Below are 26,586 nucleotides of genomic sequence, written 5' to 3' on the forward strand. Positions count from 1 at the left end.
CCTGCGCATCCGAAGTCCGCACCCAGCAGTGCGCACGCGGCGCGTCCAGCACCACCGGCCTCTCGTGTCACGGGCTTCAACCGTCAGCGGGTGGACGGTGGCCACGCCCATTCCCCCCCCTTCCTCCACCTGGAGGCACACGGCGGATGCGCGAGGGCGGGGGCTGCCCTAGCTTCGGGGCCGTGCGGCTGGTCTGGCCCATCTTGCTCGCCCTGCTCGCCGCGGGGTGTCCCTACCCGAACCACCGACAGGACCTGCGCCTGCGCGCGCTGCCGGAGGACCCGGAAGCGCGCGAGCTCGCCATCGAGCAGACGCTGGGCATCCCGATGGAGCCCGGCAACGGCATGGAGCTGGTGCAGAACGGCCGGGTCTTCGACGTCATCGAGGAGGAGATCCGCGCCGCCCGCTCCAGCATCCACATCGCCAGCTACATCTGGCGTCCGGGCATCCCGTCGGACCGGCTGCTCATCGCGCTGCGCGAGCGGGCCCCCGGAGTGCAGTGCCGCGTCATCGTGGATCCGCTGGGCAGCGTGAACTTCGAGGTCGTGGCCCCGGTGCTCGCGGACGCCGGCTGCGAAGTGCGCATCTACCGTCCCTACCAGGGCGCGGTGACGGCCCTGGACGCGGTGCGGTTCCGCGCGCGCATGCACCGCAAGATGGTCATCCGCGACGGCGAGGTCGCGCTGACCGGAGGCTTCGGCATCTGGCGCAGCTGGCTGGGCAATGGCGACGCGCCGGAGACCTGGCGCGACACCAACATCCGGGTGCGAGGCCCCGTCGTGCGCGGCATGCAGCTCGCGTTCGCGCAGAACTGGCAGGAGTCCGGCGGGGACTTCCTGCCCCCGGAGTCCTTCCCGGAGCTCGCTCCCGCCGGGGATGCGCGGGCCCTCTTCGTCGCCAGCACGGGCCACCGCTTCTTGTCGGATGCGTCGAGGATGTGGCTGCTGTCCATCGCGTCCGCGAAGCACCGGCTGTGGATCGCCAACTCGTACTTCCTGCCGTCGGAAGCCATCAGCGACATGCTCATCCTCAAGGCGCGTGAAGGCGTGGACGTGCGGGTGCTGGTGCCCGGCCGCCATCACGACGTGGGGCCCGTGTTCGCCGCGCAGCGTGCGTCCTACGCGCGGCTGCTGGAGGCCGGCGTGCGCATCTACGAGTACGAGATCTCCATGATGCACTCCAAGACGCTGGTCGCGGACGGCCTGCTGAGCGTCGTGGGCTCCACCAACCTGGATCCGCTGGCGCTCAGCCACACCGACGAGGGCTCGGTGATGGTGGAGGACCGGGTGCTGGCGGAGGAGCTGGCCGCCGCCTTCGAGCAGGACCTCACGCACTCGGCGGAGGTCCACTGGCACGGCTGGAAGCGGCGGGGCCTGCTTCAGAAGCTGGGCGAACAGCTCCCGTGGCTCATCGGCGACTTCCTATGAGCCGGGGCGTGCGGCGCGACCGGGCCCGCAGCCTGGCGCCCGCGGACATCCGGGGCAGGGGGCCCGCGTCCAGGAGCCACGGCGGGGCCACGTCGCGCAGCGCGGCCAGGTACGCGGGCGAGCGCATCGGCGGGCACACCAGCACCGCCTTCACGAACTCCTCTGGCGGCGCGTAGCCATGCGCGTCCACGGCGTGGACCATCATCGACGGGGCGATGTAGAGCCGGTCATACGCGGGGATGAAGAGGTTGCTGGTGCCCAGCTTCACGCGAGGCCCACCCTCCAGCTCGAAGGTGCGAGGCCCTTCGGTGAACCGGCACAGGGCGCAGTCGTGCCACCCGAGCGAACGCCGGGGCTGCCACGGGTCCTCCAGCAGCTCCACCATCCGCATCACGAAGCGCCGGGACGCGTGGCCGCGAGGATACGGGTGCAGGTGGTCGATCCATCCCACCGCGAGCACGGGCTTGCCGCCCTCGCCAGGGTCGGAACAGGGAGTGAGGTCTTCGAACCAGGCCATGAGGCCATCAAGCGTCCCACCGCGCCCGGCGTGGGAGCAAGCCAGCGGCCGGTGCCCGCCCTGCCCAGCTGACAGGGAATGGTCAACGCGGGAAGCCAGCCAGGGCCAGGTCGCGTTGGTCTCTTCATGCCCTCGATTCGACCGCTCCAAGCCGCCCTGTTGTCGCTGACCGTGGCCCTCCCGGTGTTCGCGGCAGGGCCCGCGGTATGGGGCGAGGGGATGATGGTGAAGGTGCGGCCGGGGACCGCCGCCCGGAGCGCCACCGAGGTGCGGCTCACCGCCGCGCGCAACGAGTTCGTCTCCTTCCAGGTCGCGCTGCAAGGCGGCGACACGGGACGCAAGGGCGTGCGCGCGAAGCTGCCCTCGCTGGAGGGCCCCACGAAGCTGACGGGTCCGGACGTGACGCTGTATCGCGAAACCCTCGTCACCACGAAGCAGGCGTCGGTGGCGGGAGAGCCGGTGGGCGCGTGGCCGGACGGGCTGGTGCCGGACACGGACGAAATCGCCGGTGAGACGCGCGGAGCCTTCCCCTTCGACGTGCCCGCGAGAGAGGCGCGAGCCCTCTGGGTGGACGTGCACGTGCCCCACGACGCGCCGCCGGGCGACTACCTGGGGACGGTGACGGTGGAGGCGGACGGAGGCTTCCAGCGGCAGGTGACGGCGAGGCTGACGGTGGTGGACGCGGCGCTGCCGAGCACCTCCTCGCTGCCGTCGGCGTTCCTGCTCTGGCCGCCGCACGTGTGCCGCGCGCACACGGGCCGCGAGGACTGCACGCCGGAAGAGCTGCAGCCGTTGCTCACGCGCTACCAGCGGATGGCGCTGGAGCACCGCTTCACGCTGTCCAGCCTCTTCCCGCGCAAGCCGTGGCCGCCGGAGTGGAGCGGCTTCGACGCGACGTGGGGACCGTACCTGGAAGGGACGGCGCCCACCCGGCTGCGGGGCGCGCGGATGACGAGCCTGGAGTACGTGGGGCCGCTCGACGCGGCGAACCTGAAGGACTTCACGGCGCACATGAAGGAGAAGGGCTGGCTGGACCGGGCCTACGTGCAGCTGGGGGACGAGCCGCCCTACGGCACGTCCTTCGCGCAGGTGCGCGCGACGGGAGACCTGGTGCGCCAGGCGGCGCCCGGGCTGCGCACGATGCTGACGACGAACTCGCGCGAGCTGAGGGCCAACGGCCTGGAGGACCAGGTGGACACGGCGGTGCCGCTGGTGAACCACCTGGACGGCACGGACGCGAACTTCCGGGGCGACCAGCGCGGGACGTACACGGACTTCCTGGAGCGTCGTGGAACGGCGTTGTGGATGTATCAGAGCTGCATGAGCCACGGCTGTGCGTATGGGACCAACGCACCGGAGAACAAGCCGGGCGCGGGTTGGCCGTCGTACATGCTGGACCGTTCGGCGGCGAAGGCGCGAGCGATGGAGTGGGTGACGTTCCTCCAGGGCGCGACGGGCGAGCTGTACTACCAGACGGTGGGCATGCTCTCCACGGCGTGGGCGGACCAGTACCGCTTCAACGGCAACGGGGACGGAACGCTCTTCTATCCGGGCACGCCGGAGGCCATTGGAGGCAAGACGGACGTGCCGGTGGCGTCGCTGCGGCTCAAGCTCATCCGTCAGGGCATGCAGGACTACGAGTGGCTCAAGGCGGTGAGTGACGCGGGAGACCCGGCCTTCGCGCGCAAGGTGGCCAGGGACCTGATTCCCGCCGCGTCGCGAGTAACGGACGACGGCGCCGCGTTCGACGCGGCAAGGCTGAAGCTCATCCAGCGGTATGAGGAACTGACCGCCACGAAGACGCCGGGCGCGGGCACGCCGCCGGACGCAGGCACCCAGCAGCCGGGAACGGACGGAGGCACTGCGCCCGTGCCGGATGAGGCCCCGGGAGGCCCGCCGAAGGGGACGCCCGGTTCCACCTCCTCGGATGTGACGCCGGACACCGAAGCACAGGCGGGAGGATGCACCACGGGCGGAGGCGGAACGGCGGCGGTCGCGGGAGGCCTGTTGTTCGCGGCCTGGGCGCTCGGCGGGATGCGTCGTCAGCGCGCCCGAGTGGCCGTGCCCGCGCGTAGGAAGTAGGCGCAGAGAAGGAAAGTCGAAGCGGCCACGCCTGCCGCAACGCGCCAAGCCCTTGGACCTGAAACAGGTCCCAGGGATGAGCAGGGCCCCCTGTCGGCGGCGCCCCGCCTGAACTGGTCCGACAGTCGGACCAACTGGAACGGCCGCGACGAAGGAGCCCGCCTGTCGGCGGAGCCGCGTGCGAACTGGTCCGACAATCGGACCAGTTGGAACGGCCGCGACGAAGGAGCCCCTGTCGGCGCCGCCGCGCGCGAACTGGTCCGACAGTCGGACCAGTTGGGACAACGCGGCTGGGGGGCGCCCGCTCCAGCCGGGCAGCTTGAACTGGTCCGACAGTCGGACCAGTTGGGACCGCTCGCGGCCGCGTCGGACGGGGGGTGTACAACCTTCGTGTCCGGGGGCCGGGCGTGACCGTGCCCCCACGAAGGAGTCAGGCCGCGGCTTTGGCCGCGCGTCGCGAGGACGCACGCGCCTGTGTGGAAGTTGTGGGCAGCAGCGGACGACGCAGACGCACTGACGCTGGGTTGACGGGTGTTCATCCGGAGCCTGGCTGCCTGCCCGGAAGCACCCGCGCAGGCTCCAGGTCGTCATGCTAGACGGCGGCGCATGAGCACGGACGTGGTGAAGCGAGCCGTCATCCGCGAGGCGCGGCCCGACGATGACAAGGTGATTGGCGACCTGCTGGTGGAGGCCTACATCACGCAGTACGCGAAGAAGCTGCCGGAGGTCGTCTACTCCGAGGAGCGCAAGACGTTCCTGCGCGACGTCGCCTCCAAGCGCAAGGTGTGCACCCTCCTCGTGGCCGAGGTGGACGGGGAGGTCGCCGGCACGGTGGCCCTGTATCCGCCCGGCGCATCCGGCTCCGAGGCCTGGCTGCCCCGCACGGCGGACCTGCGCGCCCTGGCCACGTCGGTGCGCTTCCACGGCCAGGGACTGGCCCAGCCGCTGCTGGCGGAGACGGAAGTCCTCGCGAAGCGCTGGGGCGTGGACGCCATCTCCCTCCATGTGCGCCGGGGCGCGACGGGCGTCGCGCGCATGTACGAGCGCAGGGGCTACCAGCGCGCGCCCGAGGGCGACATCGACCGTCGCCCGGACGTGTACCTGGATGCGTACCTGCTGCCCCTGAAGTAACGCATGTCAGGCGGGAAGCCGTTCACACGTAGGGAGCGCATCCCGTCTGTCGCCGGAGGGTCCGCGAAGGTTCGCGTGACCCGGACGCTGGAAGGGATCGCGCGCTGGAGTGGTGGCGTGCGCCCTGCCCCGGAAGGGGCGCCGGTCGGCGCGCCGACCTCTCCACCTCGGTGTTCCCACCATGACGATTCCCATCCCCGAGCAGTCGCTCGTCCTCCTCATCGGCCCTTCCGGTTCAGGCAAATCCACCCTCGCGCACCAGCACTTCCTCCCGGAGGACGTGCTGCCCGGCGCCGGCAACGAAACGAAGCTCCACGAAGAGGTGGCGCGAAGGCTCACGAAGGGCACGCTCACCGTCATCGACGGAGTGCCCCTGAGCGCCGAGTCGCGCCGTCATTACGTGACCCTGGCGCGCGAGCACCACGTCGCCCTGGTCGCGGTGGCCATGGACACGCCGGAAGCGCTCTGCCTGGAGCGCAACCGGACGCGCACCGGGTCGCACCCCAGTCCCCGCGCGCTGCGCAACCAGGTGCAGCAGCTCCAGAACGCGCTGAAGGGGCTGACGAAGGAAGGCATCCGGCACGTGCACGTGCTCACGCCGGAGACAGCGGGCGCGGTGGCATTCGAGCACCGCCCGCTGCCCAGCCACCGCCAGGACGAGCACGGCCCGTTCGACATCATCGGAGACATCCACGGGTGCTTCGATGAGCTGAAGGCCCTGCTGACGGAGTTGGGTTACACGGTCGCGCCGCGAGCTGACGGAGCGCCTGGGTTCGGCGTGGGCGCGCCCCACGGACGCAAGGTCGTGTTCCTGGGCGACCTGGTGGACCGGGGGCCGGGCGTGACGGACGTGCTGCGCCTGGCTATGGGGATGGTGGAGGCGGGCACGGCGCTGTGCGTGCCGGGCAACCATGAAATCAAGTTGCTCAAGAAGCTGCGTGGCAAGGACGTGCGCGTAGGGCGCGGGCTCGCGATGACGCTGGAGCAGCTGGAGCGCGAGCCCCCGGAGTTCTCCCAGGCGGTGGCGGACTTCATCGAAGCCCGCGCCCCGCACTACGTCCTGGACGACGGCCGCCTCGTGGTGGCGCACGCGGGCCTGAAGGAGCCCATGCACGGCCGGGACACCCCGGAGGTGCGCGACTTCGCCCTCTACGGCGAGACGACGGGCGAAGCGGACGCCTACGGCCTGCCGGTGCGAGCCGACTGGGCGCAGCAGTACCAGGGACAGGCGACGGTCGTGTACGGCCACACCTCCGTGCCGGAAGCCGAGTGGGTCAACGGCACGGTCTGCCTGGACACGGGCTGTGTGTTCGGAGGCAAGCTGACCGCGCTGCGCTATCCGGAGCGGGAGCTCGTCTCCGTGCCCGCGCGGCGCGAGTACTGGGAGTCACGGAAGCACGCGGCTCCGTGACCCTCCCGGAAGACGTCAGGCCGCCGCCGCGGTGATGCCGGCCACGCTCCGGCGCGCCGCCTCCAGGCAGTCGCCCAGGAAGCGCAGGTAGCAGTCCAGCCCGCGCGTGCCGAACGCCGCCAGCCGCCGGCCCTCCTCGGGGTGGGTGGCCAGCAGCCCTTCCATCATCCGCTCATTGAGCGCGGTGTGGCCCACGTCCACCTCCGCGTGCTCGCGCAGGAAGGTGAGCGTGTCCAGCGTCCCCTGTCCCAGCACCTCGCGCACGCGCGCCAGGATGCGCGGCACCAGCACCACCGCCAGGTAGCCCACCTCGTACTCGATGGCCGCCTGGCCCAGCGGCAGGTCACCGGTGATGGCCTCGTCGTGCACCTGCCGGTACTCGCGCATGGCGGCCGTGGGCGCCTGGGCGACCAGCGCATCCGCGTCCAACTTCTGCGCATGGCTCGCGTTCCACTGCACCGTCAGCACGCGCGCGTCCTGGAGGGTCATCAGGTGGTGGCCGGCCTCGTGCTTCGCGTGGGTGATGAGCTGCCGGCCCACCTTCTCCTGTCCCAGCGCGATGCAGCGCTCACCGGCGCCGCGGATCCACCCGTCCACGGGCTCGGTCATGTACGCGCCCCGGGCGGACCACTCGATGAGGAAGCGCGCCATCAGGTCCGGCGTGATGTCCGGGGACAGGAGCGTGCGCACGACGGGCTCCGTCTCCAGGCGGGCGCGGGTTTCCTTCACGTGCGGCAGGTACTGCGTCTGGATGTGGCTCATGACAGCTCCTTCTGGGGGTGGGAGAGCGGACGGGGTGCCGTCTGCTCGTGGATGTGCTCCAGGAACTCGGGAGCGAGGTCGGCGGGGATGAGCCACAGGTACGGCTTCATGTCGGGGGCCGCGTCGTGCAGGCCCGCGGCCTCCACGTCGCCGGCCTCCTCGGCCAGGAATGTGAAGCCGTCGCGGCCCCGCTGGGCGAACCAGCGGCGGGCCCCGTCCATCAGCGCCGGATAGGCCTGCCGCGCTCGAGGCGACAGCGCGAACAGCCGCGCGGAGTCCAGCAGCCCGAAGGGATTGGTGCCGGGCGGCCCGGACTCCAGCACGGCCACCGCCACCGGCTTCGCCCCCTCGCGAGCGACCAGCAGGTGCCGCTCGCGCTCCAGGCCCACCGCCTGCCAGGCCCGCGTCGCGTCCCGCAGGTCCAGGCTCTCCATCCGCAGGTCCAGCGCCTCGGCGTAGCAGGCGGGGCGGGTGAGGGCGATCCGCTCCACCAGCAGCCGCCGCTCCGCCTCCGTCGCGGGCCCGAGCTCCAGCCCCGAAGGGGCCTGCCCCGAGGGATGACCGCACTCGACGTCAATCATTCGCATCGGCAGCAGCAGCGTCCGTCCCGTCGCCGCCATCCGGTCGGCGAAGCCGACATGCGAGCGGAGCGTGAAGGGCACGGTCGACTCGATGTACGACGCAAGCCAGCGGAACTCCGGGTCCCGCTGCGCATGCTCCACGCAGTGCGCGTACACGTCGCGCAGCATCTGGCCCTTGAGACGCTCGAACCGCGCGGCGTCCTGGCGCCGCGCCAGCTGGTGCACCATCCACACGGAGCGGTAGGGCTTCATCGCGGAGAGCGTCGCCTCCACGCCGCGCTCGGACGGCCACACCACCTCGGTGAGGACCGCGCCCATCGTGCCGGCTCCGCGGCCCAGCTCGAAGAAGCTCCGGCGTCGCGCCTCGAAGTCCTCCACGGACCGGCCCGCCAGGTTGAAGTACCCGGAGTCGATGAACAGCCGCCAGTGCTCCTCCACGCGCGTCCCATCGGTGCGCGTCGCCGGATGGAGCGCCCGGGCCACCATCGCCTGCCATCGCTCCGCATCCCCGGCGGTCAGCGGCGTCACGTGGAGCCCACACTGGAGCTCACCATCAGCGCGGCCGGACACATGGCGCACCTCCCCGCGCAACGACATGGCTTCGCCTCCCTCCGTGCGCAGCACGATGGGCTGGAGCACCCGGCCGGGCGGAAGGCGCTCCCCCGCGCCCATCCGCAGCGACAGCCCGCTCGCGGACATGTCCACCGCCTGGCGCTCCCGGCCCAGCCATCCCGGCAGCGGCAGCCGCATGCGCAGGTCCTCGGGCGCGGGAGCACGCCGGTGGGCCCGGCGGCGCAGTCGAAGCACCTGGCGCGGCAGCGGCGTCACCCACGTCCCCGGCTCCTCCGACTCACCGGACAGAAGCATCCGGTAGACGCAGCCGTGGCCGAACACCTCCACCTCCCACGCGTCCGCGCCCGGATCCACCGTCAGGCCGGACCAGTGGAGGACTCCGCCCTCTGGCTCCAGCGTCTCCAGCCGCAGCGGCGACGCCGTGTCTCCCTGCCGCAGCAGCGCGGGCGAACCCAGCGCGGCGGCGGTGGCGAGGATGATGCGGATGCGCTCGGGATGGGTGACGTCCCACCGGATCTCCCATTCCAGGGCCGGTGCCTCGGACGACGGGCGCAGCTGTGCGCGAGCGAAAGGCGCTCCCACGGTGGACTCTCCAGATGATGGACGGCGGGGGGTGCGCGAATCACCCCGGGGCTGCCGTGGATCCGCGCGTGAACGGAATACGGAACGGGACCTCGGGTCTGGTCGTTCCCTCCGTTCGCCAGCCGTGGATCCGCGCTCCGCCGGAAGCCTCCATCCTCAGGAGCGCCGGGGCGGGTCACTTCACCGGAGCCGGTCCCGGCGCGTTTCCGGCGGCCGGCATCGGGCTGCCAGTGAGACGGAAGATCCGGTGGGGAGCAAGGACGTACTTCCGCTCCGGTCCCTGCGCCCGCAGGGTCCACGCCGCGCGCCGGGGAGGGCTGTTGAGCAGCCTCGCCAGCACGGCCCGCGCGGGCTCCCGGGTCACGGCTTCCAAGGTGACCCGTGTCTCCAACCGGAGCCCGGCCGTGGTCCCCAGCTCGACCTGCGTTCCGCCCTGCTTCGAGACCTCCGCGCAGAGAAGCTGGAGGAGCTCTCCCAGGGAGCGCTCCTGACGGGACAGGGTGATGGGGGTCTCCAGCGGAGAGCCCTGCTCGGGCGTGACATGCCAGAGCCCTCCGGCCTGCACCAACCGGAAGCGTGGGGTGTCCTTCCCGGTCTGCTGCGCGAGCAGCCGCGTGAGGACCTCCTCCTGGAGCTTGGAGTCCGCCCGGGAGGCATACGTGACGGCATAGGTCAGGGTGATGGAACCCTTCGGCATGGGCCTGTCGGGCGGCTCCTCATAGGTGATGCCCCAACCCTCACGGGTTTCCAGCTGCTTCACCGCGGCGGCGAGCGGCTGGGGCACGTCCTGGACGGTGAGCTGGACCTCCTCGCTCCAGGCGGTCCTCCCGGCAAGGCAGACAGACAGCAGCACGGCGGCGCGAATCCCAGACTTCATCATGAACAGTGGCATGGCCTGACCCCTTTGTGGTGAAAGCCTTAGCAATCGCTGTGCCGTCTGGAACCCCTTGGGATTCCTCGCGAGCGTGGCGCCTCAGCGCCGTGGACCGCGACAGTTTGTTTGGTAGGGGTTGGGAGTCACTGACAAACGGGAGGGATTGCCTGTGAAGCGGTTGCTGACTGTCGTTGCCGCGATGTGCATGCTGTTGGGTTCCACGACGGTCCTGGCGGAGGACCTCGAATCGAGCCCTGCGCGGACTCGTGGTCCATCGCGGACTGAAGTCGCGGGTCCTGATGCGAGGCGGCACGCGGTACACGTGCCGCCGCGCTTCCCGGGCACCCGGAGTGCGTCCGGAGGCCCCTCCCGCTCACCCCAAGACACTGAAACCAGGGAACCTCCTGGGTTTCATGTGACAGGAGGGTGGCTCCACGGTGGGAAAGGTGCGGACGCCCCGGGACGGGCTTACCCTGCGTGCCCCATGTCCCTCCGCAAGGACTTCATCGAGCGCGCCGTGGAGCAGTTCGCGGCCGCCATCGCCAGCATCCTCAAGGCCCGGAAGGAGAAGCGGTACGGGGACGCACGCAGCCTCATCCGCGACACCGTCCTCACCGTGCTGGGCATGGAGTACGGCGCGCTCATCCTCGCGGACGCCGAGTCCACCTCCCGCCTGCTCGGCACCGCCGCGCGCACGCGCATGCTCGCGAAGCTGGTGCGCGAGGACGGCGAGCTGATGCGCGAGCAGGGCGACCCGCTCACCGCCGACTCGCGCTTCCTGCTGTCGCTGGAGCTGTACCTGGAGGCCATCTCCCTCGGCCTCAACCCGGACACCGAGGACGCCACCGCCATCGCGGAGCTGCGCACCCTCACCGACGTCACCACGCTGTCGGAGCGGCACCAGCGGATGCTCTCCCAGGCCTGACGAAGCGCGGCGCGCACGTTCGCGCACCCGGGCGGTGGCAATCCCTTCCGCGTGCATCGGTCGGGTTTGCGACAAAGCAACCTGGGGAGATCCATCGCTTCCGATCAGACAAGGACACGCTGACGCTCCCCGCCTTGCCCTGGCTTCCGGGTTTGCGTCTATCCTTGCCGTCCAATTCGTCACGCAACACCGGGGGGGTGCGCGTGTCCTTTGTTCGGTTACCCGAGAGCGTTGTCTCTTGTCGCAACCTCGTGGGCGGAGAGTGGGTCTCTCCCGCCGGAGCGTCCGCGCAGGAGGTCCGCAGTCCCTATTCCAACGCGCTCATCGGCCGGGTGCCGCTGACCACCGCCTCGGGTGTCGCCCAGGCCGTGGAGGCCGCGAAGGCCGCCGCGCAGGGTTGGCGCGCCACCCCGCTGCGTGAGCGCACCCAATTCCTGCAACGCTTCCGCACGCTCCTGGAGGCGCACCTGGAAAGGCTCGCGCACCTGGCCGCGAGCGAATCCGGCAAGACGGTGGCGGAGGGCCGCGCGGGGCTGCTCAAGGGGATGGAGGTCTGTGATTTCGCCCTGTCGCTCCAGAACCTGGATGGCGGCGCGCACCTGGAGGTGAGCCGGGGCGTCACCTGCGAATACCGCCGCGAACCGCTGGGCGTCGTCGCCGGCATCACGCCGTTCAACTTCCCCGCGATGGTGCCCCTGTGGCTGTTCCCCATCGCCGTCACGGTGGGCAACGCCTTCATCCTCAAGCCGTCGGAGAAGGTCCCGCTCACCGCGACCGCGCTGGGGGAGCTGATGGTGGAGGCGGGCTATCCGCCCGGCGTCTTCTCCGTCGTGCACGGCGCGAAGCCCGCGGTGGACGCGCTCTTGGAGCACCCGGATGTGAAGGCGCTGGCCTTCGTGGGTTCCTCTCCCGTCGCGCGGCACGTCTACGTGGAGGGCAGCCGCCACGGCAAGCGCGTGCTGGCGCTGGGCGGCGCGAAGAACCACCTCATCGTCGTGCCGGACGCGGATCCAGAGCTCACGCCGCAGGCGGTGGTGGACTCGTTCACCGGCTGCGCGGGCCAGCGCTGCATGGCGGCCAGCGTGATGCTCGCGGTGGGGAACGTGCAGCCGCTGGTGGATGACATCCTCCGGCGCGCATCGCGCCTGGAGGTCGGCCTGGGCATGGGGGCGCTCATCGACCGGGGCGCGGTGGACCGGCTGGAGACGGCCATCGCCAAGGCCCAGGCGGACGGGGCGCGGGTGCTGCTGGACGGGCGCGGCAAGCGGCCCGCGGGCGAGGCGTACGCGAACGGCCACTGGCTGGGGCCCACGGTGCTGGACGGAGTGCGTCCGGAGATGGAGGCCGCGCGGCGCGAGCTGTTCGGCCCGGTGCTGTCCATCGTGCGGGTGCCTACGCTGTCGGCGGCGCTCGCGGTGGAGAACGCTTCGCCCTATGGCAACGCGGCGTCCATCTTCACCACCAACGGCGCGGTGGCGCAGACGGTGGTGGAGGGCGCCAGGGCCGGCATGGTGGGCGTGAACGTGGGCGTGCCGGTGCCACGCGAGCCCTTCTCCTTCGGCGGCACGGGCGAGTCGAAGTACGGCCACGGGGACGTCACCGGACCGTCGAGCCTCGACTTCTGGAGCCAGCTCAAGAAGGTGACGCGCAAGTGGTCCGCGCGCACCGACGGCTCCTGGATGAGCTGACGCCACGCCCTGGCGTCCTCCTGCTTCGCCCATTCCCAGACATCTGTCCTCTTCCCGCGCCCCACAAGGAGGGTGCACCCATGGCTGACAAGAAGCCCGTCAATCACATCCGTCTCACGTCCCATCCCGACGGGCAGGTGCCCGGAGTGCCCCTGCGCTGGGGCGAGTCGGAGCCGCTGCGCCGGGGCCCGGTGGTGGCCACGCTCTCGGACGCCGCGAACCGCAACGTCATCGGCACGCACTCGGGCGCGTACTCCATCTATCGCGCGCTGGCGGTGTCCGCGGGCAAGCTGCCGCAGGACCACAAGGCGGACCTGACCAACACCTCGCCCGCGGCGCAGGTGGGCCCGTATCCGTCGTGGAGCGACTCCAAGCGCATCGTGTCGCTGGACCCCTGGGGCGCGGTGGCGTCACAGGTGTTCCGCGCCTACGCCGAGCAGGGCGTGGACTACCGGCCCACCATCGCCGTCACCCGGGCCCACATCAACATGCCGGAGGTGCGCGAGGCCATTGCCGCCGGGCGCCTCAAGGTGGACGGCGACCTGGTGGCAGCCAACGGGGACGTGAAGGTCGTGAAGGCCGCGGTGGAGCCGGTCTGGTACCTGCCTGGCATCGCGGAGCGCTTCGGCCTCACGGAGGGCGCGCTGCGCCGGGGCCTCTTCGAGCACACCGGCGGCATGTACCCGGAGCTCATCACCCGCCCGGACCTGCACGTCTTCCTGCCACCCATCGGCGGGCTGACGCTGTATGTGTTTGGGAACATCGCCTCGCTGGCGGACCGGGACGTGCCGCTGGCGGCGCGAGTGCATGACGAGTGCAACGGCTCGGACGTCTTCGGCAGCGACATCTGCACCTGCCGGCCCTACCTGGTGCACGGCATCGAGGAGGGCGTGCGGATGGCGCAGCAGGGGGGCGTGGGGCTCATCGTCTACCACCGCAAGGAGGGCCGCGCGCTGGGCGAGGTGACCAAGTTCCTCGTCTACAACGCGCGCAAGCGGCAGGAGGGCGGCGACTCCGCGGCCACGTACTTCCACCGCACGGAGTGCGTGGCGGGCGTGCAGGACATGCGCTTCCAGGAGCTGATGCCGGACGTGCTGCACTGGCTGGGCATCACGCGCATCCACCGCTTCGTCTCCATGAGCGACATGAAGCACGACGCCATCGTGCGCTCGGGCATCGAGATTCTGGAACGCGTGCCCATTCCGGACGGGCTGATTCCGGCGGACGCGAAGGTGGAGATGGAGGCGAAGAAGGCGGCGGGCTACTTCACGCGCGGCCCGGTGGCGGACGCGGGGGCGCTGGCGCAGGTGAAGGGACGGGACCTCGATGCTTGACGCGATCCGGGTGCAGGAGGTGTCCCCCACGGTGGCGTGGCTGCGCAGCCCGGCGGCCATCCGCGAACGCTGTCACCAGGTGCTGGACCTGGGACTCGCCGGACGACTCGAATACTTCAAGGTGGAGCCGTCCCGGCTGCCCACGGTGGTGGACCGGGTGCTGGCGGTGACGCACGAGGCGTACCCCCGCCTGGACATCCCGGTGCACAGCCGCTGGAGGCACTTCGACGCGGGAGGGGTGCCTCGGCTCGCGCAGCTGGAGGCGAGGCTGGCCTCGCTGCCGCCAGAGGAGCGCGCCAGGGCCAAGGTGGACCTGGGGGTGGTGAGCGTGCTCTTGGACGCGGGCAGCGGCCCGGCGTGGCGCTACCAGGAGCCCGGAGGCGCCTCGTACGTGCGCTCGGAGGGGCTGGCGGTGGCGTCGCTGCGCATGTTCATGGCGGGCGGCTTCTCGTCGGATCCAGACCGGCCGCTGCGCGCGGACGCGGAGGCACTGAGCCGCATGACGCGCGAGCACCTGGAGCGCGGCTTCCAGGTGTCCGAGTCCAACCCGCTCCTGGGCGTGGAGGGCAGGCTGCACCTGTTGCAGGGCCTGTCGCGCGTGCTGCCCAGGCCGGGGTCCATGTTCGACATGCTGGCCGCGCACCGCCGCAGCGTGCGGGCGGCGGAGGTGCTGGGCACGGTGCTGGAGGTGCTGGGCCCCATCTGGCCGGGCCGCACGACGGTGGACGGCGTGAACCTGGGAGACGTGTGGCCGCACCCGGCGCTCGGGCCGCCGGGGAGCGCGGACGCGCTGGTGCCCTTCCACAAGTTGTCCCAGTGGCTGGCGTACTCGCTGGTGGAGCCACTGGCGGATGCCGGCGTGGCGGTGACGGAGCTGGACGCGCTCACGGGCCTGCCGGAGTACCGCAACGGCGGCCTCTTCGTGGACCTGGGTGTGCTGGTGCCGCAGGACCCGCGCCTGACGATGGAGGTGTACTCCCCGGGCGACGCACCCATCGTGGAGTGGCGGGCGCTGACGGTGGCGCTGCTGGACCGCGTGGCCGCGCTGGTGCGCGGGCGTCTGGAATTGACCCCGGAGGAGCTGCCGCTGGCGAAGGTGCTCCAGGGCGGGACCTGGACGGCGGGGCGCCGGGTGGCGGCGGAGCTGCGCCCCGGAGGCGTGCCGCCCATCCGCATCCGCAGTGACGGCACGGTGTTCTGAAAATCCAATCAAGGAGGACGCATGGACTTCCCGAACTGCACGGTGGTGGATCACCCGCTGGTGAAGCACAAGCTGACGGTGATGCGCAGGACGGACACGAGCACGGCGGCCTTCCGGGCGCTGCTGGAGGAGATCTCCCTCCTGCTCGGGTACGAGGCGCTGCGCGACCTGAAGCTGCGCGAGGAGGAGATTGAGACGCCCATGGCACGCACCATGGGCTGGGCGCTGGACGGCAAGAAGCTGGTGCTGGTGCCCATCCTGAGAGCGGGGCAGGGCATCCTGGACGGCCTGCTGCAACTCGTCCCCTCCGCGCGGGTGGGCCACATCGGCCTGTACCGCGACCCGGAGTCACTCGGAGCCGTGGAGTACTACTACCGCGTGCCCGCGAACCTGGAGGACCGCGACGTCATCGTCTGCGACCCCATGCTCGCGACAGGCAACTCCGCGGTGGCGGCGCTCCAGCGCGTGAAGCGAAGCCATCCAGGCTCCCTGCGCTTCGTGTGCCTGCTCGCGTGTCCGGAGGGCCTGACGAACCTGCGCGAACATCACCCCGACGTGCGCGTCTTCACCGCCGCCATCGACGAGAAGCTGGACGCGCACGGCTACATCCTGCCGGGCCTGGGTGACGCGGGAGACCGCCTCTTCGGCACGAAGTCGGCGGACTGACTAGTCCTGATTTACTCGGTTGACGGTGAGACGTGAATCCTTCATGTCTCACCGCATGAACACATCACGTCTCGCATCAGCGCTGATGGCTTTGGGGCTCCTCGCCGCCTGTGGTGGGGAGCCCATGCCCACCGAGCAGGAGCAGGCCATCACCGGAGGAGGCCTCGCCGCCCGCTACGAGCTGCCCCATCAGGTACGCCTCCACGTCTCGGGCGCGTTCACCTGCGGAGGCACGCTCATCCGAGCCGGCTGGGTGGTGACCGCCGCCCACTGCGTCCAGGGCGTCACGCCCGCGTCCATGCGCATCTACGCGGGAGACCTGCGGCTGAGCGCCGTGGAGGTGGACGAGCAGTACCGCGCCGTGTCGCGCAAGGTGATGCACCCCTCCTACAACGGAGAGGTCCATGACGTGGCGCTCCTCCAACTGGCCCAGCCCTTCAACCTGTCGCAGGCAATCCAGACGCTGACGCTACCGGACTCCCCCGCGCCCGTGGGTGCCACCTACACGGCGAGCGGCTGGGGCCGCACGCAGACCGGGCCCACCTCGGATGCGCTCAAGCGCGTGAACCTGAGCATCACCTCCACGGCCACCTGCCGCGACCTGGTGGGGAACACCTACGTCAGCGGCACGGTGCTGTGCACGGCGCCGCGAGCCAACGCGAACGTCTGCACGAAGGACGACGGCGGCCCCCTGGCCTTCAACGGCACGCTGTATGGGATTACGAGCGGGTTCGGCTCCAGCCAGTGCGACACGTTCTCCGTGTTCACCAACGTGGCCACGTACACGCCGTGGATCCGCTCCGTCATCAATGGGACGTGATGCACTGAGCCATGACAGTTTCACGCCTTGACTCTTGAGAACCGGGAAAGACGGATTTAAACGTTGAGCGGTCTAAGCGTTTAAATCCGTTTCCCGGGAGTCCAGGCATGCGCGCGTCGTGGCGGTCCACCCTGATGGCGGTGATGTTGGGCGCGGTCTTCGCGGAAGGAGTAGCGGCGGCGGAGCCCGGAGCACAGCGCTGGGCGGAGAATCTTTCGGCCGGAACGGGCACGTCGGAGCTCGTGGGCACACGGGATGGGCTGCGCTACGAACCCAACGCAGTGATGCGCCGGCCCGAAGGACTGAGCCGCCTCACGGGCCTCTTCGAGTTCCCGTCACGCACGCTCGAGCAGCCCGTGGACACCTTCCGCCCACGAGTCCAGGCGACGGTGGGCCTGGGGCAGGGCGTCGAAGTGGACGTGCGCGTGAGAACCCCCGGAGGCGCCTGGAGCGAATGGCGCACCGCCACCGGAGACGAGGCCGTGCGTCTGCCCCGCTCGGGCACGGAGGTGCAGGTGCGCCTCGCGCTCATCGCGGACGAGCGAGGCCGGGGCCCGGCGGTCCAGGAGGTGACGCTGGAGGGCTGGCGTGAAGGCACCGGCACGGAGGAAGGACTCCAGACGCTCGCGCCGCTGAGCTACCGCGTCTACGCCACCCGTGAGGGCCTGGTGGGCGGCACGACGGCGAACGGCCACGTCATCAAGAGCAACGACCGCTTCGTGGCGCTGCCGTCGCGGCGGGGGCTCGCGTCCAACGGCGGCTCCGAGTACCAGGTGCGCGTCTGCTATTCGAAGACAGCCAAATGCGCGACGACGTCCGTCTGGGACGTGGGCCCGTGGAACACGAAGGACGACTACTGGAACCCGTCCAGCGTGCGCGAGATGTGGAAGACGCTGCCGCAGGGCAAGCCGGAGGCGCAGGCGGCGTACCAGGACAACTTCAACGGCGGGTTGGATCAGTTCGGGCGCCGGCCGGCGAACCCCGCGGGCATCGACCTCGCGGACGGGACGTTCTGGACGGACCTGGGCATGTCGAACAACGACTGGGTGGACGTGACGTACCTGTGGACGTCCGGCGGCGGTTCGCCGACGGGGCTGGTCATCGACAGCAACAACGCGAGCAACGACCAGTCAAAGGGATACATCCAGCTGACGGGCTCGAGCTGGGCCTCGTCCACGAACGTGGCGGGCTACTACGGCAGCAGCTACCTCGTGTCCCCGGGCGCGGCGGTGTCGGAGCCGGCGACATTCTGGTTCTACCTCTCCGCGGCGGGAACGAAGACGGTGGACGCGTGGTGGACGGCGGCGAGTGACCGCTCCACGGCAGCGCCCTTCATCATCACGAACGCGTCCGGCACGCAGCTGGCGAACGTGAAGGTGAACCAGACGGTCAACGGCGCGCGGTGGAACACGCTGGGCACGTGGAGCTTCCCGGCGGGGTGGAACAAGGTCCAGCTGAGCCGCTGGGTGACGGCGGGAACCTACGTGGTCGCGGACGCCATCCAGGTCCGTTAGGCCTCATGGACGCACGGGTTGTCCGGGCGATAGAACGGTAACCCGTCTCCGAGGAAGCCCGCATGGCGTCGTTGCGCACCGTGATTCCCCCTCCCGTGGAAGAGCCACACCTCTATACAGACCTCGCTGCCTGGTGGCCGCTGTTCTCGCCCCCGGAGGAGTACAGCGAGGAGGCGGAGGATCTGCTCCCCATGTTGCGTCCGGAGGAGCGGCCCGCGCGCACGATGTTGGAGCTGGGCTCGGGGGGTGGAAGCCTGGCCTTCCACCTGAAGAAGCACTTCACGCTGACGCTGACGGACCGCTCACCGGAGATGGTCGCGGTGAGCCGGGCCGTCAACCCGGAGTGCGAGCACCGGGTGGGAGACATGCGGTCGCTGCGGCTGGGGCGCACGTTCGACCGGGTGATGGTGCACGACGCCATCATGTACGCGGTGGAGCGGGAGGACGCGCGGGCCACGGTCCTCACGGCCGCCGCGCATTGCCGTCCGGGAGGCCGGGTGGTGCTCCTGCCGGACTGCGTGCGTGAGACCTTCGAGCCCCTCACCGAATCCGGAGGCCACGACTCGCCGGACGGGCGAGGCATGCGCTACCTCATGTGGACGTGGGATCCGGATCCGGACGACGAGACGTTCGAGACGGCCTTCGCCTACCTGTTGAGGGAAGCGGACGGCACGGTGAGCATGTCGCAGGAGCGCCACCGCTTCGGCCTGTTCCGGCGGGATGATTGGCTCGAGTGGATGCAGGAAGCCGGCTGTCCCGCGACGACACGGCGAGACCCCTGGAACCGGGAGGTCTTCATCGGGGTACGGGAGCAGGAGTGATGCGAGGGTGGGGGACCCTGCTGCTGTTCATCCCGCTGTGGGGGATGGCCGCGCCCGCGCGCGTGGAGCTCGTCTTTGGCGGAGACGTGATTCCGCACGGCGAGGTGAAGTCCGTAGCGAAAGCCCACGCGCGAAACGGAAACCACGAAGGCTGGGATCACGTCTTCGGTCCAATGTCGGACGTCCTGCGCACGGCGGACGTGAGCGTGGTGAATCTGGAGACGCCGGTCACGGCCAACACCAAGGCCTTCACGAAGGAACTGGTCTTCAACGCGCCTCCAGCGATGGTGCAGGCGCTGGTCAGCGCCGGAGTGAAGGTGGTGTCCACGGGCAACAACCACGCAAGGGATCAGCACGTGGAAGGCCTGGTGGAGACGCTGAGCCACCTGGACGCGGCGGGACTGCGCCACGTGGGCACGGGCACCACGAAGGACGCGGCCTGGGAGCCGGTGTTCATGGAGGTGAGGGGAGTGAAGCTGGGCTTCCTGTCCTTCACGAGGAGCCTGAACGGCTTCAGCAACCCGAAGGAAGCGGACGCGCCGCACGTGGCGCTGCTGACCTATCCGGAGCACGCCTCAAGAAGGGGACTGAAGCCGGAAGAAGCAATGGAGCGAGTGCGGACCGCGGCGGCGAAGTGTGACGCGCTGTTCGTGATGGGGCACTGGGGAACGGAGTACGCGGACACGCCGCATCCCTTGGACCGGGCGTTGGGCCAGGCCTTCCTGGAGGCGGGGGCATTCGCGGTCATCGGACACCATCCGCACGTGCTCCAGCCATTGGAGGCCTACACCACGAAGTCCGGGCGCCGAGGCTTCATCGCCTATTCGCTGGGCAACCTGGTGGCGAACCAGGCGCGCTTCTACCGGCACGTGAAGGGGCAGCTGGGGAGGGACGGAGACAAGCGGGACACGCTGCTCCTGCGAGTCGGAGTGACGAGGGCGGAGCCCGGAGCCCCGGTGTCCCTGGGAGACGTCTCGGTGTTGCCGGTCTGGATTGAGAACAACGCCAAGGGCCGCAAGGCGAAAGCGAAGCGGAACATCCAGCCGGTGCTCATCGACCGTGAGATTGAAGAGGTCTCGCGAAGGCTGACCGCGCTGACCCAGCGCACCGCGAAGCCCGACAAGGCGACCCGAGCGGAGAAGGCCGCCCTGGAGCAGCGCCTGGTCAACGCCCGCTACCGCCGCGAACGCATCCTGAGAATGCTGCCCACGGAGTTCCGGGTCGCCACCCCGGAGCTCCGCAGGCGAGACGACGGAGCCGTGGGGCTGACGGCTCAGACGGTGCCGTGAAGGGACTGACCCCTCGCTGACGCTTCCGGACGCACCCTGGGACACCGCGTCTTGCACGCGATGTCCGGGCTGACGCATGTGGACGCTCCCCTCATCCTGGAGCGTTCGTGTCCCGTCCCCATCCCTGGTTCCGCTGGAGTCCGCTGGCCCTGACGCTGGCGGCCTCGCTGTCCTGTGCCCCCATCGAGGACCTGGAGCCCCCGCCATCTCCCGCCACCCAGAAGCAGGGCGTGGACGTGCCCGGCTTCGCGGAGCTGCACCACCACATGTTCGCCGAGGAGGCCTTCGGCGGCGGCTGGTTCCACGGCGGCGTCAACGGCGCGCTCGACACCTGTGACGGAGGCTGGCCGGAGAGCGACCACGCCCGCGTCCGCATGGACCTGAGCGGCCTGCTCAACCTGTGTCCCAACTCCGGCGGCGTGGACCTGAGCGGCGCGCCCGTGCTGTCCCAGCTCTTCGGCGTCGCGGGAGCGGTGGGCTCGGAGTTCATCGGGAAGATGGAAGGCACGAAAGGGGACACCGGCCTTCACATGGGCCGCCGCCAGCCCGGCACCGAGTGGCCCCGCTGGGACACCATCGCCCACCAGCAGTCCTGGGGCGGCTGGCTCAAGCAGGCGCACGACGGAGGCATGTCGCTGGTGGTGGTGTCCGCCGTGAGCAACGGCTTCCTCTGCGAAGCGCTGCCTCCGCAGAACCGCAAGCGGGCCTGTGACGAGATGATGGACGTGGAGGTCCAGCTCCAGATGGCCCACGCCTTCGACGCGGCCAACGACTGGGTGGAGATCGCCCTGTCACCCGCGGACGCCAGGCGCATCATCTCACAGGGCAGGCTCGCCATGGTGCTCTCCATCGAGACCAGCAAGCTCTTCGGCGCGAAGGACTGGCGAGCGGAGCTGAACCGCTTCCACGCGCTGGGCGTGCGCACCCTCCAGCCCGTGCACCAGCTGGACAACCGCTTCGGCGGAGCGGCCCCGCACAACGCCATCTTCCAGGCCGCGCAGTTCCTGGAGAACTGCCACATCGACACGGACTGCGGCATCACCGCCGCCGGCTTCACGCTGGGCTTCGACGTGGACGCCCAGTGCCGCAACGTGAAGGGCCTCACCGCGGACGGACAGCAGCTCCTCCAGGCGATGATGGACAAGGGCATGCTCATCGACCTGGCCCACCTGTCGGAGAAGGGCGTGCGTGACGCCTACGCCGTCTCCCAGACGAACCGCTACTACCCGCTCTTCGTCAGCCACGGCCACTTCCGGGAGGTGATGAACGGCAAGCTCGCCCAGCACGAGAAGACCACCCCTGCCTGGGTGGTGCAGATGCTCCGCCGCACGGGAGGCATGTTCGGCCTGCGCACCGCGCACGACGAGACGCGCACGTACACGCCCGCGAACATCGCCAACGACTGCCAGGGCTCCAGCCGCTCCTTCGCCCAGGCCTACGAGTACGGACGCCAGGGACTCAAGGTCCCCATGGCCTTCGGCGCGGACTTCAACGGCTTCATCCAGCAGACGCGGCCCCGCTTCGGCCCCAACGGAGCATGCTCCGCGGGCTTCCAGGCGGAAGCCGACGCGCAGGCCCACCAGCAGGAGCTCGAAGCGCCGGGCCGGCTCGGCACGCCGTTCGACGAGCAGGGCCTGGCTCACGTGGGCCTGTTGCCGGACCTGCTCCAGGACGTGCGCAACCTGGGAGCGAACACGGCGCCGCTGGACCGCTCGTCGGAAGTGTTCATCCGCATGTGGGAGCGCACCGCGACGAGCGCGCGCAACGGCAGCATGGCGGACCCCGCGCTGGACATCGACACGAGCGGCATCGCGCCATGGGTGTCGCCGGACGAGCGCGAGAAGGCCTACCCCACGGTGTGTGGCAAGGCCTACGCGCCGGACTCCAAGACGCTAAACCAGGGCTGCCGCTTCGACGACGAGTGCCAGAGCGAGCAGTGCACCTCCGTGCTCTGCGCCACCTTTGACGGCCGCTGCGTGTGCAACGACGACGGGGACTGCGGAGCGTCCCGCTACTGCCAGAACGACATCCCGGCCAACCCCAGCGACAACGACTGCGTGGACCGCAAGACGGACGGCACGTCATGCAGCCGCGACGGCCAGTGTCTCTCCGGAGCGTGCGGAGGCTGCTTCAACGCGGTGGGCTGGTGCTACACGCCGCGCTCCAAGGCGTACGGCCAGACCTGCAAGTCCGACCGCGAGTGCACCACCGACCGCTGCAGCGCGGACTGCTACGTGAACCCCACGGGCAGCTGTCTCTGCGACAGCGACTCGCACTGTGGCGCGAACCAGTTCTGCGGCTGGGGGCTCAACTCGGGCAAGTGCGTGACCAAGCGAGGCCGGGGCGCGGCGTGCTCCAGCGATAGGGAGTGCGCCTCCGGCACCTGCCGCTGGTCGTTCACCTGCAAGTAGTGCCCGCTCAGCGTGGCGCCTCGGGTTCCTTCCGGGGCGCCGCGTGCAGGTCGCGCAAGGCGACGATGCGGTCCAGCAGCGGCCCGCCCAGCTTCTTCCGGGCAATGCGCTGTGATGGATAGATGCCCCGGTGCCCGGTGAGCAGGTACGCCACCGTGGCGACGATGGCCACATGTGGCAGCACGGAAGCCCCCACCAGCTCCACCGCCATCAGGGACAAGGCGAGCGGAGTATTGGCCGCCGCCGCGAACAGCGCCGCCATCCCCACCGCCGCCCCCAGGTCCACGGGCAACCCCAACAACCGGGCGAGCACATTGCCCAGCGCCGCGCCAATGAAGAACAGCGGCGTCACCTCACCGCCCAGGAACCCCGCCCCCAGCGTCACCACCGTGAACACGAGCTTCCACGCGAACGACCCCCAGGGCAGCGACACATCCTCGAACGCGCGAAGGATGCCGGGCACGCCCAGGCCCAGGTAGTCGCTGGTACCCGCGAGCTTCCACAGTCCCACCACGCCCAGGCCGCCCAGGGCCATCCGCACGGGCAGCCACGGCACACGGCGCTCGAGGATCCGCTTCAATCCATGCGTTCCCTCGATGAACGCCACCGCTACGGCCGCGACACCCACCGCGAACACCAGCCACCGGCCCAGCACGGGAAGCGTCAAGGCCAACACCTGGGGTGAAGGATACGCGGTGTGGTGGATGCCCAGCCCGCGAGTCACCAGGTCGCCCACGATGGAAGCCGTAAGCGCGGGCAGGAGCGCCTCGTAGCCCAGGCGGCCCACGCACACGACCTCCAGCCCGAACACCGCACCGGCCAGAGGCGTACCGAACACTGAACCGAAGCCACCCGCGATGCCCGCCGCCAGCAGCTCGCGCCGGGTCTCCGGAGTCACGCGGAAGCGGTGCGCAATCTGGTCCGCCAGGCTCGCGCCCATCTGCACCGCGGTGCCTTCGCGTCCCGCGCTCCCGCCAAACAGGTGCGTGAGCACCGTGCCCAGCAGCACCATGGGCGCCATGCGCAGGGGAATCACCGCGTCTCCCTCGTGCACCGTGTCCAGCACCAGATTGTTGCCGCCCCGGATGGACACGCCCCACCGGCCGTACACCGCCCCCACGACGAGCCCTGCCACGGGCAGCGCGTACACCAGCGACTCATGCGCCAGCCGGAACTCCGTGGCCGCTTCCAGCAGCGCCAGGAACACCGCGGACGCCACGCCGCATACGCCTCCCACGATGGCACCCAGCAACAGCCACTGGCCCAGTGCGCGGGCGCTTTGAGGGAGGTTCATGGGCGGCGCAGTCTAGCCGTGAAACAACGCGTCAATCTGAAGCGCCGCGTCAGCGAACGGTACGCAAGGGGCTCAGTCTGACGCGCCGTGGCGGAATTCATGTTCAACATGGAATACATACTGCGGGGTTAATTCGGGTCTGAGAAGTGATTCCACAGTCAAACCCGTGTACCGTGCGCGGCCTCTCCCCATTGCCGGGGCGGGAACCCCCTACCTCTTCAGGAGCCGGTATGTCCGTTCGTCGCAGCGGGCTGTCCCTCGCCGCCGTCCTCGCCGCCACCACCCTCAGTGGCAGCGCGATGGCCAGCACCATCAACCAGAACACGTCGTGGACCATCAACCGCTCGGCGTCGCAGACGTACCGGGTGGTGGCGTACGGCGACTCCATCTTCGCCGGCTACAACGGCGGCATCGGCAGCGTCGCGCGTCGTGCGGCCCCGGTGGTGGAGGGTGAGTACGCGGCGAAGAAGTGGGGCACGAACGTGGAGGTCATCCGCCGCACGAAGTCCGGTGCGAAGGCGGACGACATCTACAACAACAAGATCGTCTCCGAGCGCTCGTACATGCAGGACGCCCGGACGCGCGTCGTGATGTTCGAGATGTGCGGCAACGACTACCTGCAGGCGCGCAGCGCGTTCACGGACCAGACCGGCACGTGCAACTACAGCGGCCTGCAGAACGCGCTGGCGGCCTGCACCACGTACATGGAGCGTGGCATGCAGACCATCAACCAGTACGCGACCACCGCCAAGGTGAAGGTCATCTCCAACATCTATTACCCCGGCTATGACGCGGACAACGTGCTGACGGCCTGCACGGACGCGACGACGGGCCAGAAGGTGAACAAGCAGCAGTACTTCCTGCCGCTCCTGGCGCGCAGCAACTGGCGCGCCTGCAACCTGGCGGCGAAGTACGGCTTCAAGTGCGCGGACGCGTTCGCGGAGATGATGGCGTCGGACTACGACCGCAACGGCGACGGCCAGATTGACTCCGCGGCCATCGCGTACCGCGCCGGCGAGACCGAGGACGCCTACGTGCAGCGCATCAGCGTCACCCTGCGCAGCACGCTGCGCGACGCGAACCTGCACCTGGCGAACAGCAGCACCAGCTACGACTACATCCAGTCGGACAACACGCACCCGACGTACTCGGGCCCCACCATCAGCGTGAACATCTTCTCGGGCTCGGGCTCCGGTTCCGCGGCGCCGACCTACACGGACGGCCAGGTCGTCAACGGCAAGAACCCGGACTGGAACAAGTTCGGCCACGAGCGCATGGGCTGGAGCATCTCCACGTTCGACCCCGCGACGCCGTGATTTGAAGCGGCATCCGTAGGGAGAAGGGGCCTCCGACCTGTCAACGGGTCGGGGGCCTTGTCATGTGTGGACCTAGGCGCTGCGCAGTGCCCGGTGGATGAGATGGATGTCGCGGAAGGAGGGGATGCGGGCCGGGGCGAGCACCTGCTTCAGGGCCAGCAACATCTGCGTCGCGCACCGCCGCGCTTCCATCCCGCCAATGCCGGTGCCCAGCCCGGGACACACCAGCGTCCGGATGACAGGAGCGCCAGCGGTTTCGTTATGCCGCTTCACCGCCAGGAGGACAGCGCGGAACGCCAGGTAGGCGTTGACGGTCTGCGAGACGCTCTCCGGGATGCGCATGGTCGGCGCGGCGACGAGGAAGGGCCAGCGGTCGTGACCCGAGGGGACGACCACGGCGGCACCCACGGGAAGCTCGCCATGGTGCTGCTCCAAGATGGCCCGTTGGACCGAGTCCTGGACCTGAAGGCCCAGCGTGTCCCGGATCGCCAGGTCGAGCCCTCCATCCATGATGCCGAAGCTGTTCGCGGGGCTGACCATCGCGTCCGCGGGGACGGCGAAGAAGTCCTCCTGCCGCACGGCGACGAAGTCGAACGCGTCAAAGGCCTCGTCCCAGGCCTTCACCAGCTGGGGCTGGACGTCGATGAGATAGATCTTCTCGGGGAGCATGCCCAAACCCTGTAGCAGCAGAGGGAACCACGGCTGCTTCCTGGCAGCCCGGTCAGCGGCAAGGCGTCCGGGCCACCGCCCAGCCGGCCACCCGTGACAGCCATGAAGGCCCTGCCTGGATCTCTCTTCGTCCGAGCACGAAGGAGCGCATCAGGCCCCACGGCATCGACCAACAAGGGACTTGCACGTGAGCTCGGCCTGTGCGAATTCGCGCTGCGGTTCGCAGGGGCGCCTTCGGGCGGTTCAGGTCCCCCGGCAACTAGGGTTTGACGTCGTCGAACTGAAGCGTTAGAGAGTGGACCCCCGCGCAACAAACCGCTGCCCTCCGGGCCCCGGAAAGTCAGCGCGGGGGGAAGAAAAGGATCGACGAAGGTTGTTGATCCCGAACGCGGCGAAGAGGTAGAAGCCGCGCCCCTCACCTCGAAGCCCGCGCACTGGCGCGGAAGGCACTTCGGGGGGAGCGCAGGACCGACAAAGAAATAGGGCAGTCAACGAGCGAGTTGACAGCGAACGCGGCGAAGAGATAGAAGCCGCGCCCCACCGAAGAAGCAGCAGTCCGGCAGGCAACAAGCGGACGGCAAGCGGTGAGAGAAGCTGACAGCAAGCGGTTGACAGGGAAGGCGGCGCTGAAGTAGAAGCCGCTCCCCTTCGAAAAGAAGCGGCGGAAGTCACTGGACGGCGCCGACGAGATTCGAAGC

At 69.8% G+C, this 26,586-nt stretch carries 22 protein-coding genes; 15 read left to right on the top strand and 7 right to left on the bottom strand.

Features of this window, described 5'->3' with window-relative positions; all coding sequences use genetic code 11:
• Positions 1 to 146 precede the first annotated feature (146 nt).
• Entirely contained in the window at positions 147 to 1,427 is a 1,281-nt protein-coding gene (locus D7W81_RS11540) for a phospholipase D-like domain-containing protein (RefSeq protein WP_244227143.1), read from the top strand.
• Here the strand turns inward: D7W81_RS11540 and D7W81_RS11545 are convergent.
• A complete protein-coding gene (locus D7W81_RS11545; protein WP_120555410.1) occupies positions 1,408 to 1,944 on the bottom strand; it encodes a DUF7919 family protein in 537 nt (178 codons plus the stop codon). The genes D7W81_RS11540 and D7W81_RS11545 overlap by 20 nt on opposite strands.
• Before the next feature lie 126 nt (positions 1,945 to 2,070).
• Between D7W81_RS11545 and D7W81_RS11550 the strand changes: the two genes are divergently transcribed.
• The 3 genes from D7W81_RS11550 (at position 2,071) to D7W81_RS11560 (ending at position 6,568) form a co-directional block, all read left to right on the top strand.
• Positions 2,071 to 4,026 (top strand): DUF4091 domain-containing protein, encoded by a 1,956-nt coding sequence (locus tag D7W81_RS11550; RefSeq protein WP_120555411.1) that lies wholly within the window; start codon positions 2,071 to 2,073, stop codon positions 4,024 to 4,026.
• A 606-nt stretch (positions 4,027 to 4,632) separates the two neighbouring features.
• The gene (locus tag D7W81_RS11555; RefSeq protein ID WP_120555412.1) at positions 4,633 to 5,157 is read left to right on the top strand and encodes a GNAT family N-acetyltransferase; all 525 of its coding nucleotides are present in this window, start codon (positions 4,633 to 4,635) and stop codon (positions 5,155 to 5,157) included.
• Between the two features lie 181 nt (positions 5,158 to 5,338).
• The gene (locus tag D7W81_RS11560) at positions 5,339 to 6,568 is read left to right on the top strand and encodes an AAA family ATPase (protein WP_120555428.1); all 1,230 of its coding nucleotides are present in this window, start codon (positions 5,339 to 5,341) and stop codon (positions 6,566 to 6,568) included.
• A 15-nt stretch (positions 6,569 to 6,583) separates the two neighbouring features.
• Here the strand turns inward: D7W81_RS11560 and D7W81_RS11565 are convergent, their stop codons facing one another.
• The 3 genes from D7W81_RS11565 to D7W81_RS11575 form a co-directional block, all read right to left on the bottom strand.
• Positions 6,584 to 7,330 (bottom strand): hypothetical protein, encoded by a 747-nt coding sequence (locus tag D7W81_RS11565; protein ID WP_120555413.1) that lies wholly within the window; start codon positions 7,328 to 7,330, stop codon positions 6,584 to 6,586.
• Positions 7,327 to 9,066: a PilZ domain-containing protein gene (locus D7W81_RS11570; RefSeq protein WP_120555414.1), complete on the bottom strand. Its 1,740-nt coding sequence runs from the start codon at positions 9,064 to 9,066 to the stop codon at positions 7,327 to 7,329. The genes D7W81_RS11565 and D7W81_RS11570 overlap by 4 nt, the downstream gene beginning before the upstream one ends.
• 175 nt (positions 9,067 to 9,241) lie before the next feature.
• Entirely contained in the window at positions 9,242 to 9,958 is a 717-nt protein-coding gene (locus D7W81_RS11575; protein WP_120555415.1) for a hypothetical protein, read from the bottom strand.
• 466 nt (positions 9,959 to 10,424) lie between these two features.
• Between D7W81_RS11575 and D7W81_RS11580 the strand changes: the two genes are divergently transcribed.
• The 10 genes from D7W81_RS11580 to D7W81_RS11625 all read left to right on the top strand — a co-directional run bounded on the left by D7W81_RS11580 (position 10,425) and on the right by D7W81_RS11625 (position 22,609).
• Positions 10,425 to 10,865, top strand: a complete 441-nt coding sequence (locus tag D7W81_RS11580; protein ID WP_120555416.1) for a hypothetical protein — start codon at positions 10,425 to 10,427, stop codon at positions 10,863 to 10,865.
• Between the two features lie 203 nt (positions 10,866 to 11,068).
• Positions 11,069 to 12,553 (top strand): CoA-acylating methylmalonate-semialdehyde dehydrogenase, encoded by a 1,485-nt coding sequence (gene mmsA, locus D7W81_RS11585; protein ID WP_120555429.1) that lies wholly within the window; start codon positions 11,069 to 11,071, stop codon positions 12,551 to 12,553.
• An 80-nt stretch (positions 12,554 to 12,633) separates the two neighbouring features.
• Entirely contained in the window at positions 12,634 to 13,887 is a 1,254-nt protein-coding gene (locus D7W81_RS11590) for a GTP cyclohydrolase II (protein ID WP_120555417.1), read from the top strand.
• Positions 13,880 to 15,088, top strand: a complete 1,209-nt coding sequence (locus tag D7W81_RS11595) for a URC4/urg3 family protein (RefSeq protein ID WP_120555418.1) — start codon at positions 13,880 to 13,882, stop codon at positions 15,086 to 15,088. Before D7W81_RS11590 ends, D7W81_RS11595 begins: the two co-directional genes overlap by 8 nt.
• 21 nt (positions 15,089 to 15,109) lie before the next feature.
• Entirely contained in the window at positions 15,110 to 15,754 is a 645-nt protein-coding gene (gene upp, locus D7W81_RS11600; RefSeq protein ID WP_120555419.1) for a uracil phosphoribosyltransferase, read from the top strand.
• Between the two features lie 124 nt (positions 15,755 to 15,878).
• A complete protein-coding gene (locus D7W81_RS11605) occupies positions 15,879 to 16,574 on the top strand; it encodes a serine protease (RefSeq protein ID WP_158621556.1) in 696 nt (231 codons plus the stop codon).
• 107 nt (positions 16,575 to 16,681) lie between these two features.
• Positions 16,682 to 18,088: a DUF8814 domain-containing protein gene (locus D7W81_RS11610; RefSeq protein ID WP_120555421.1), complete on the top strand. Its 1,407-nt coding sequence runs from the start codon at positions 16,682 to 16,684 to the stop codon at positions 18,086 to 18,088.
• A gap of 62 nt (positions 18,089 to 18,150) precedes the next feature.
• Positions 18,151 to 18,909 carry a class I SAM-dependent methyltransferase gene (locus D7W81_RS11615; protein WP_120555422.1) on the top strand — a complete coding sequence of 253 codons (759 nt, stop codon included), beginning with the start codon at positions 18,151 to 18,153 and terminating at the stop codon, positions 18,907 to 18,909.
• The gene (locus D7W81_RS11620; protein WP_120555423.1) at positions 18,909 to 20,198 is read left to right on the top strand and encodes a CapA family protein; all 1,290 of its coding nucleotides are present in this window, start codon (positions 18,909 to 18,911) and stop codon (positions 20,196 to 20,198) included. Before D7W81_RS11615 ends, D7W81_RS11620 begins: the two co-directional genes overlap by 1 nt.
• Before the next feature lie 107 nt (positions 20,199 to 20,305).
• The gene (locus D7W81_RS11625; protein WP_120555424.1) at positions 20,306 to 22,609 is read left to right on the top strand and encodes a membrane dipeptidase; all 2,304 of its coding nucleotides are present in this window, start codon (positions 20,306 to 20,308) and stop codon (positions 22,607 to 22,609) included.
• 7 nt (positions 22,610 to 22,616) lie between these two features.
• On the opposite strand, the gene D7W81_RS11630 is transcribed toward D7W81_RS11625, so the two are convergent.
• A complete protein-coding gene (locus D7W81_RS11630) occupies positions 22,617 to 23,903 on the bottom strand; it encodes a chloride channel protein (protein WP_120555425.1) in 1,287 nt (428 codons plus the stop codon).
• A 230-nt stretch (positions 23,904 to 24,133) separates the two neighbouring features.
• On the opposite strand from D7W81_RS11630, the gene D7W81_RS11635 reads away from it, so the two are divergent.
• Positions 24,134 to 25,219, top strand: coding sequence for an SGNH/GDSL hydrolase family protein (locus D7W81_RS11635; protein WP_120555426.1), 1,086 nt, complete (start codon positions 24,134 to 24,136; stop codon positions 25,217 to 25,219).
• Positions 25,220 to 25,291: 72 nt separating this feature from the next.
• On the opposite strand, the gene D7W81_RS11640 is transcribed toward D7W81_RS11635, so the two are convergent.
• Both D7W81_RS11640 and D7W81_RS42970 read right to left on the bottom strand, forming a co-directional pair.
• Positions 25,292 to 25,888, bottom strand: a complete 597-nt coding sequence (locus D7W81_RS11640; protein WP_120555430.1) for a macro domain-containing protein — start codon at positions 25,886 to 25,888, stop codon at positions 25,292 to 25,294.
• 415 nt (positions 25,889 to 26,303) lie between these two features.
• On the bottom strand, positions 26,304 to 26,586 hold a 283-nt coding region (locus tag D7W81_RS42970; protein WP_208721267.1), incomplete at its 5' end, for a hypothetical protein.

The organism is Corallococcus aberystwythensis (genome assembly GCF_003612165.1).
Taxonomy (GTDB): domain Bacteria; phylum Myxococcota; class Myxococcia; order Myxococcales; family Myxococcaceae; genus Corallococcus; species Corallococcus aberystwythensis.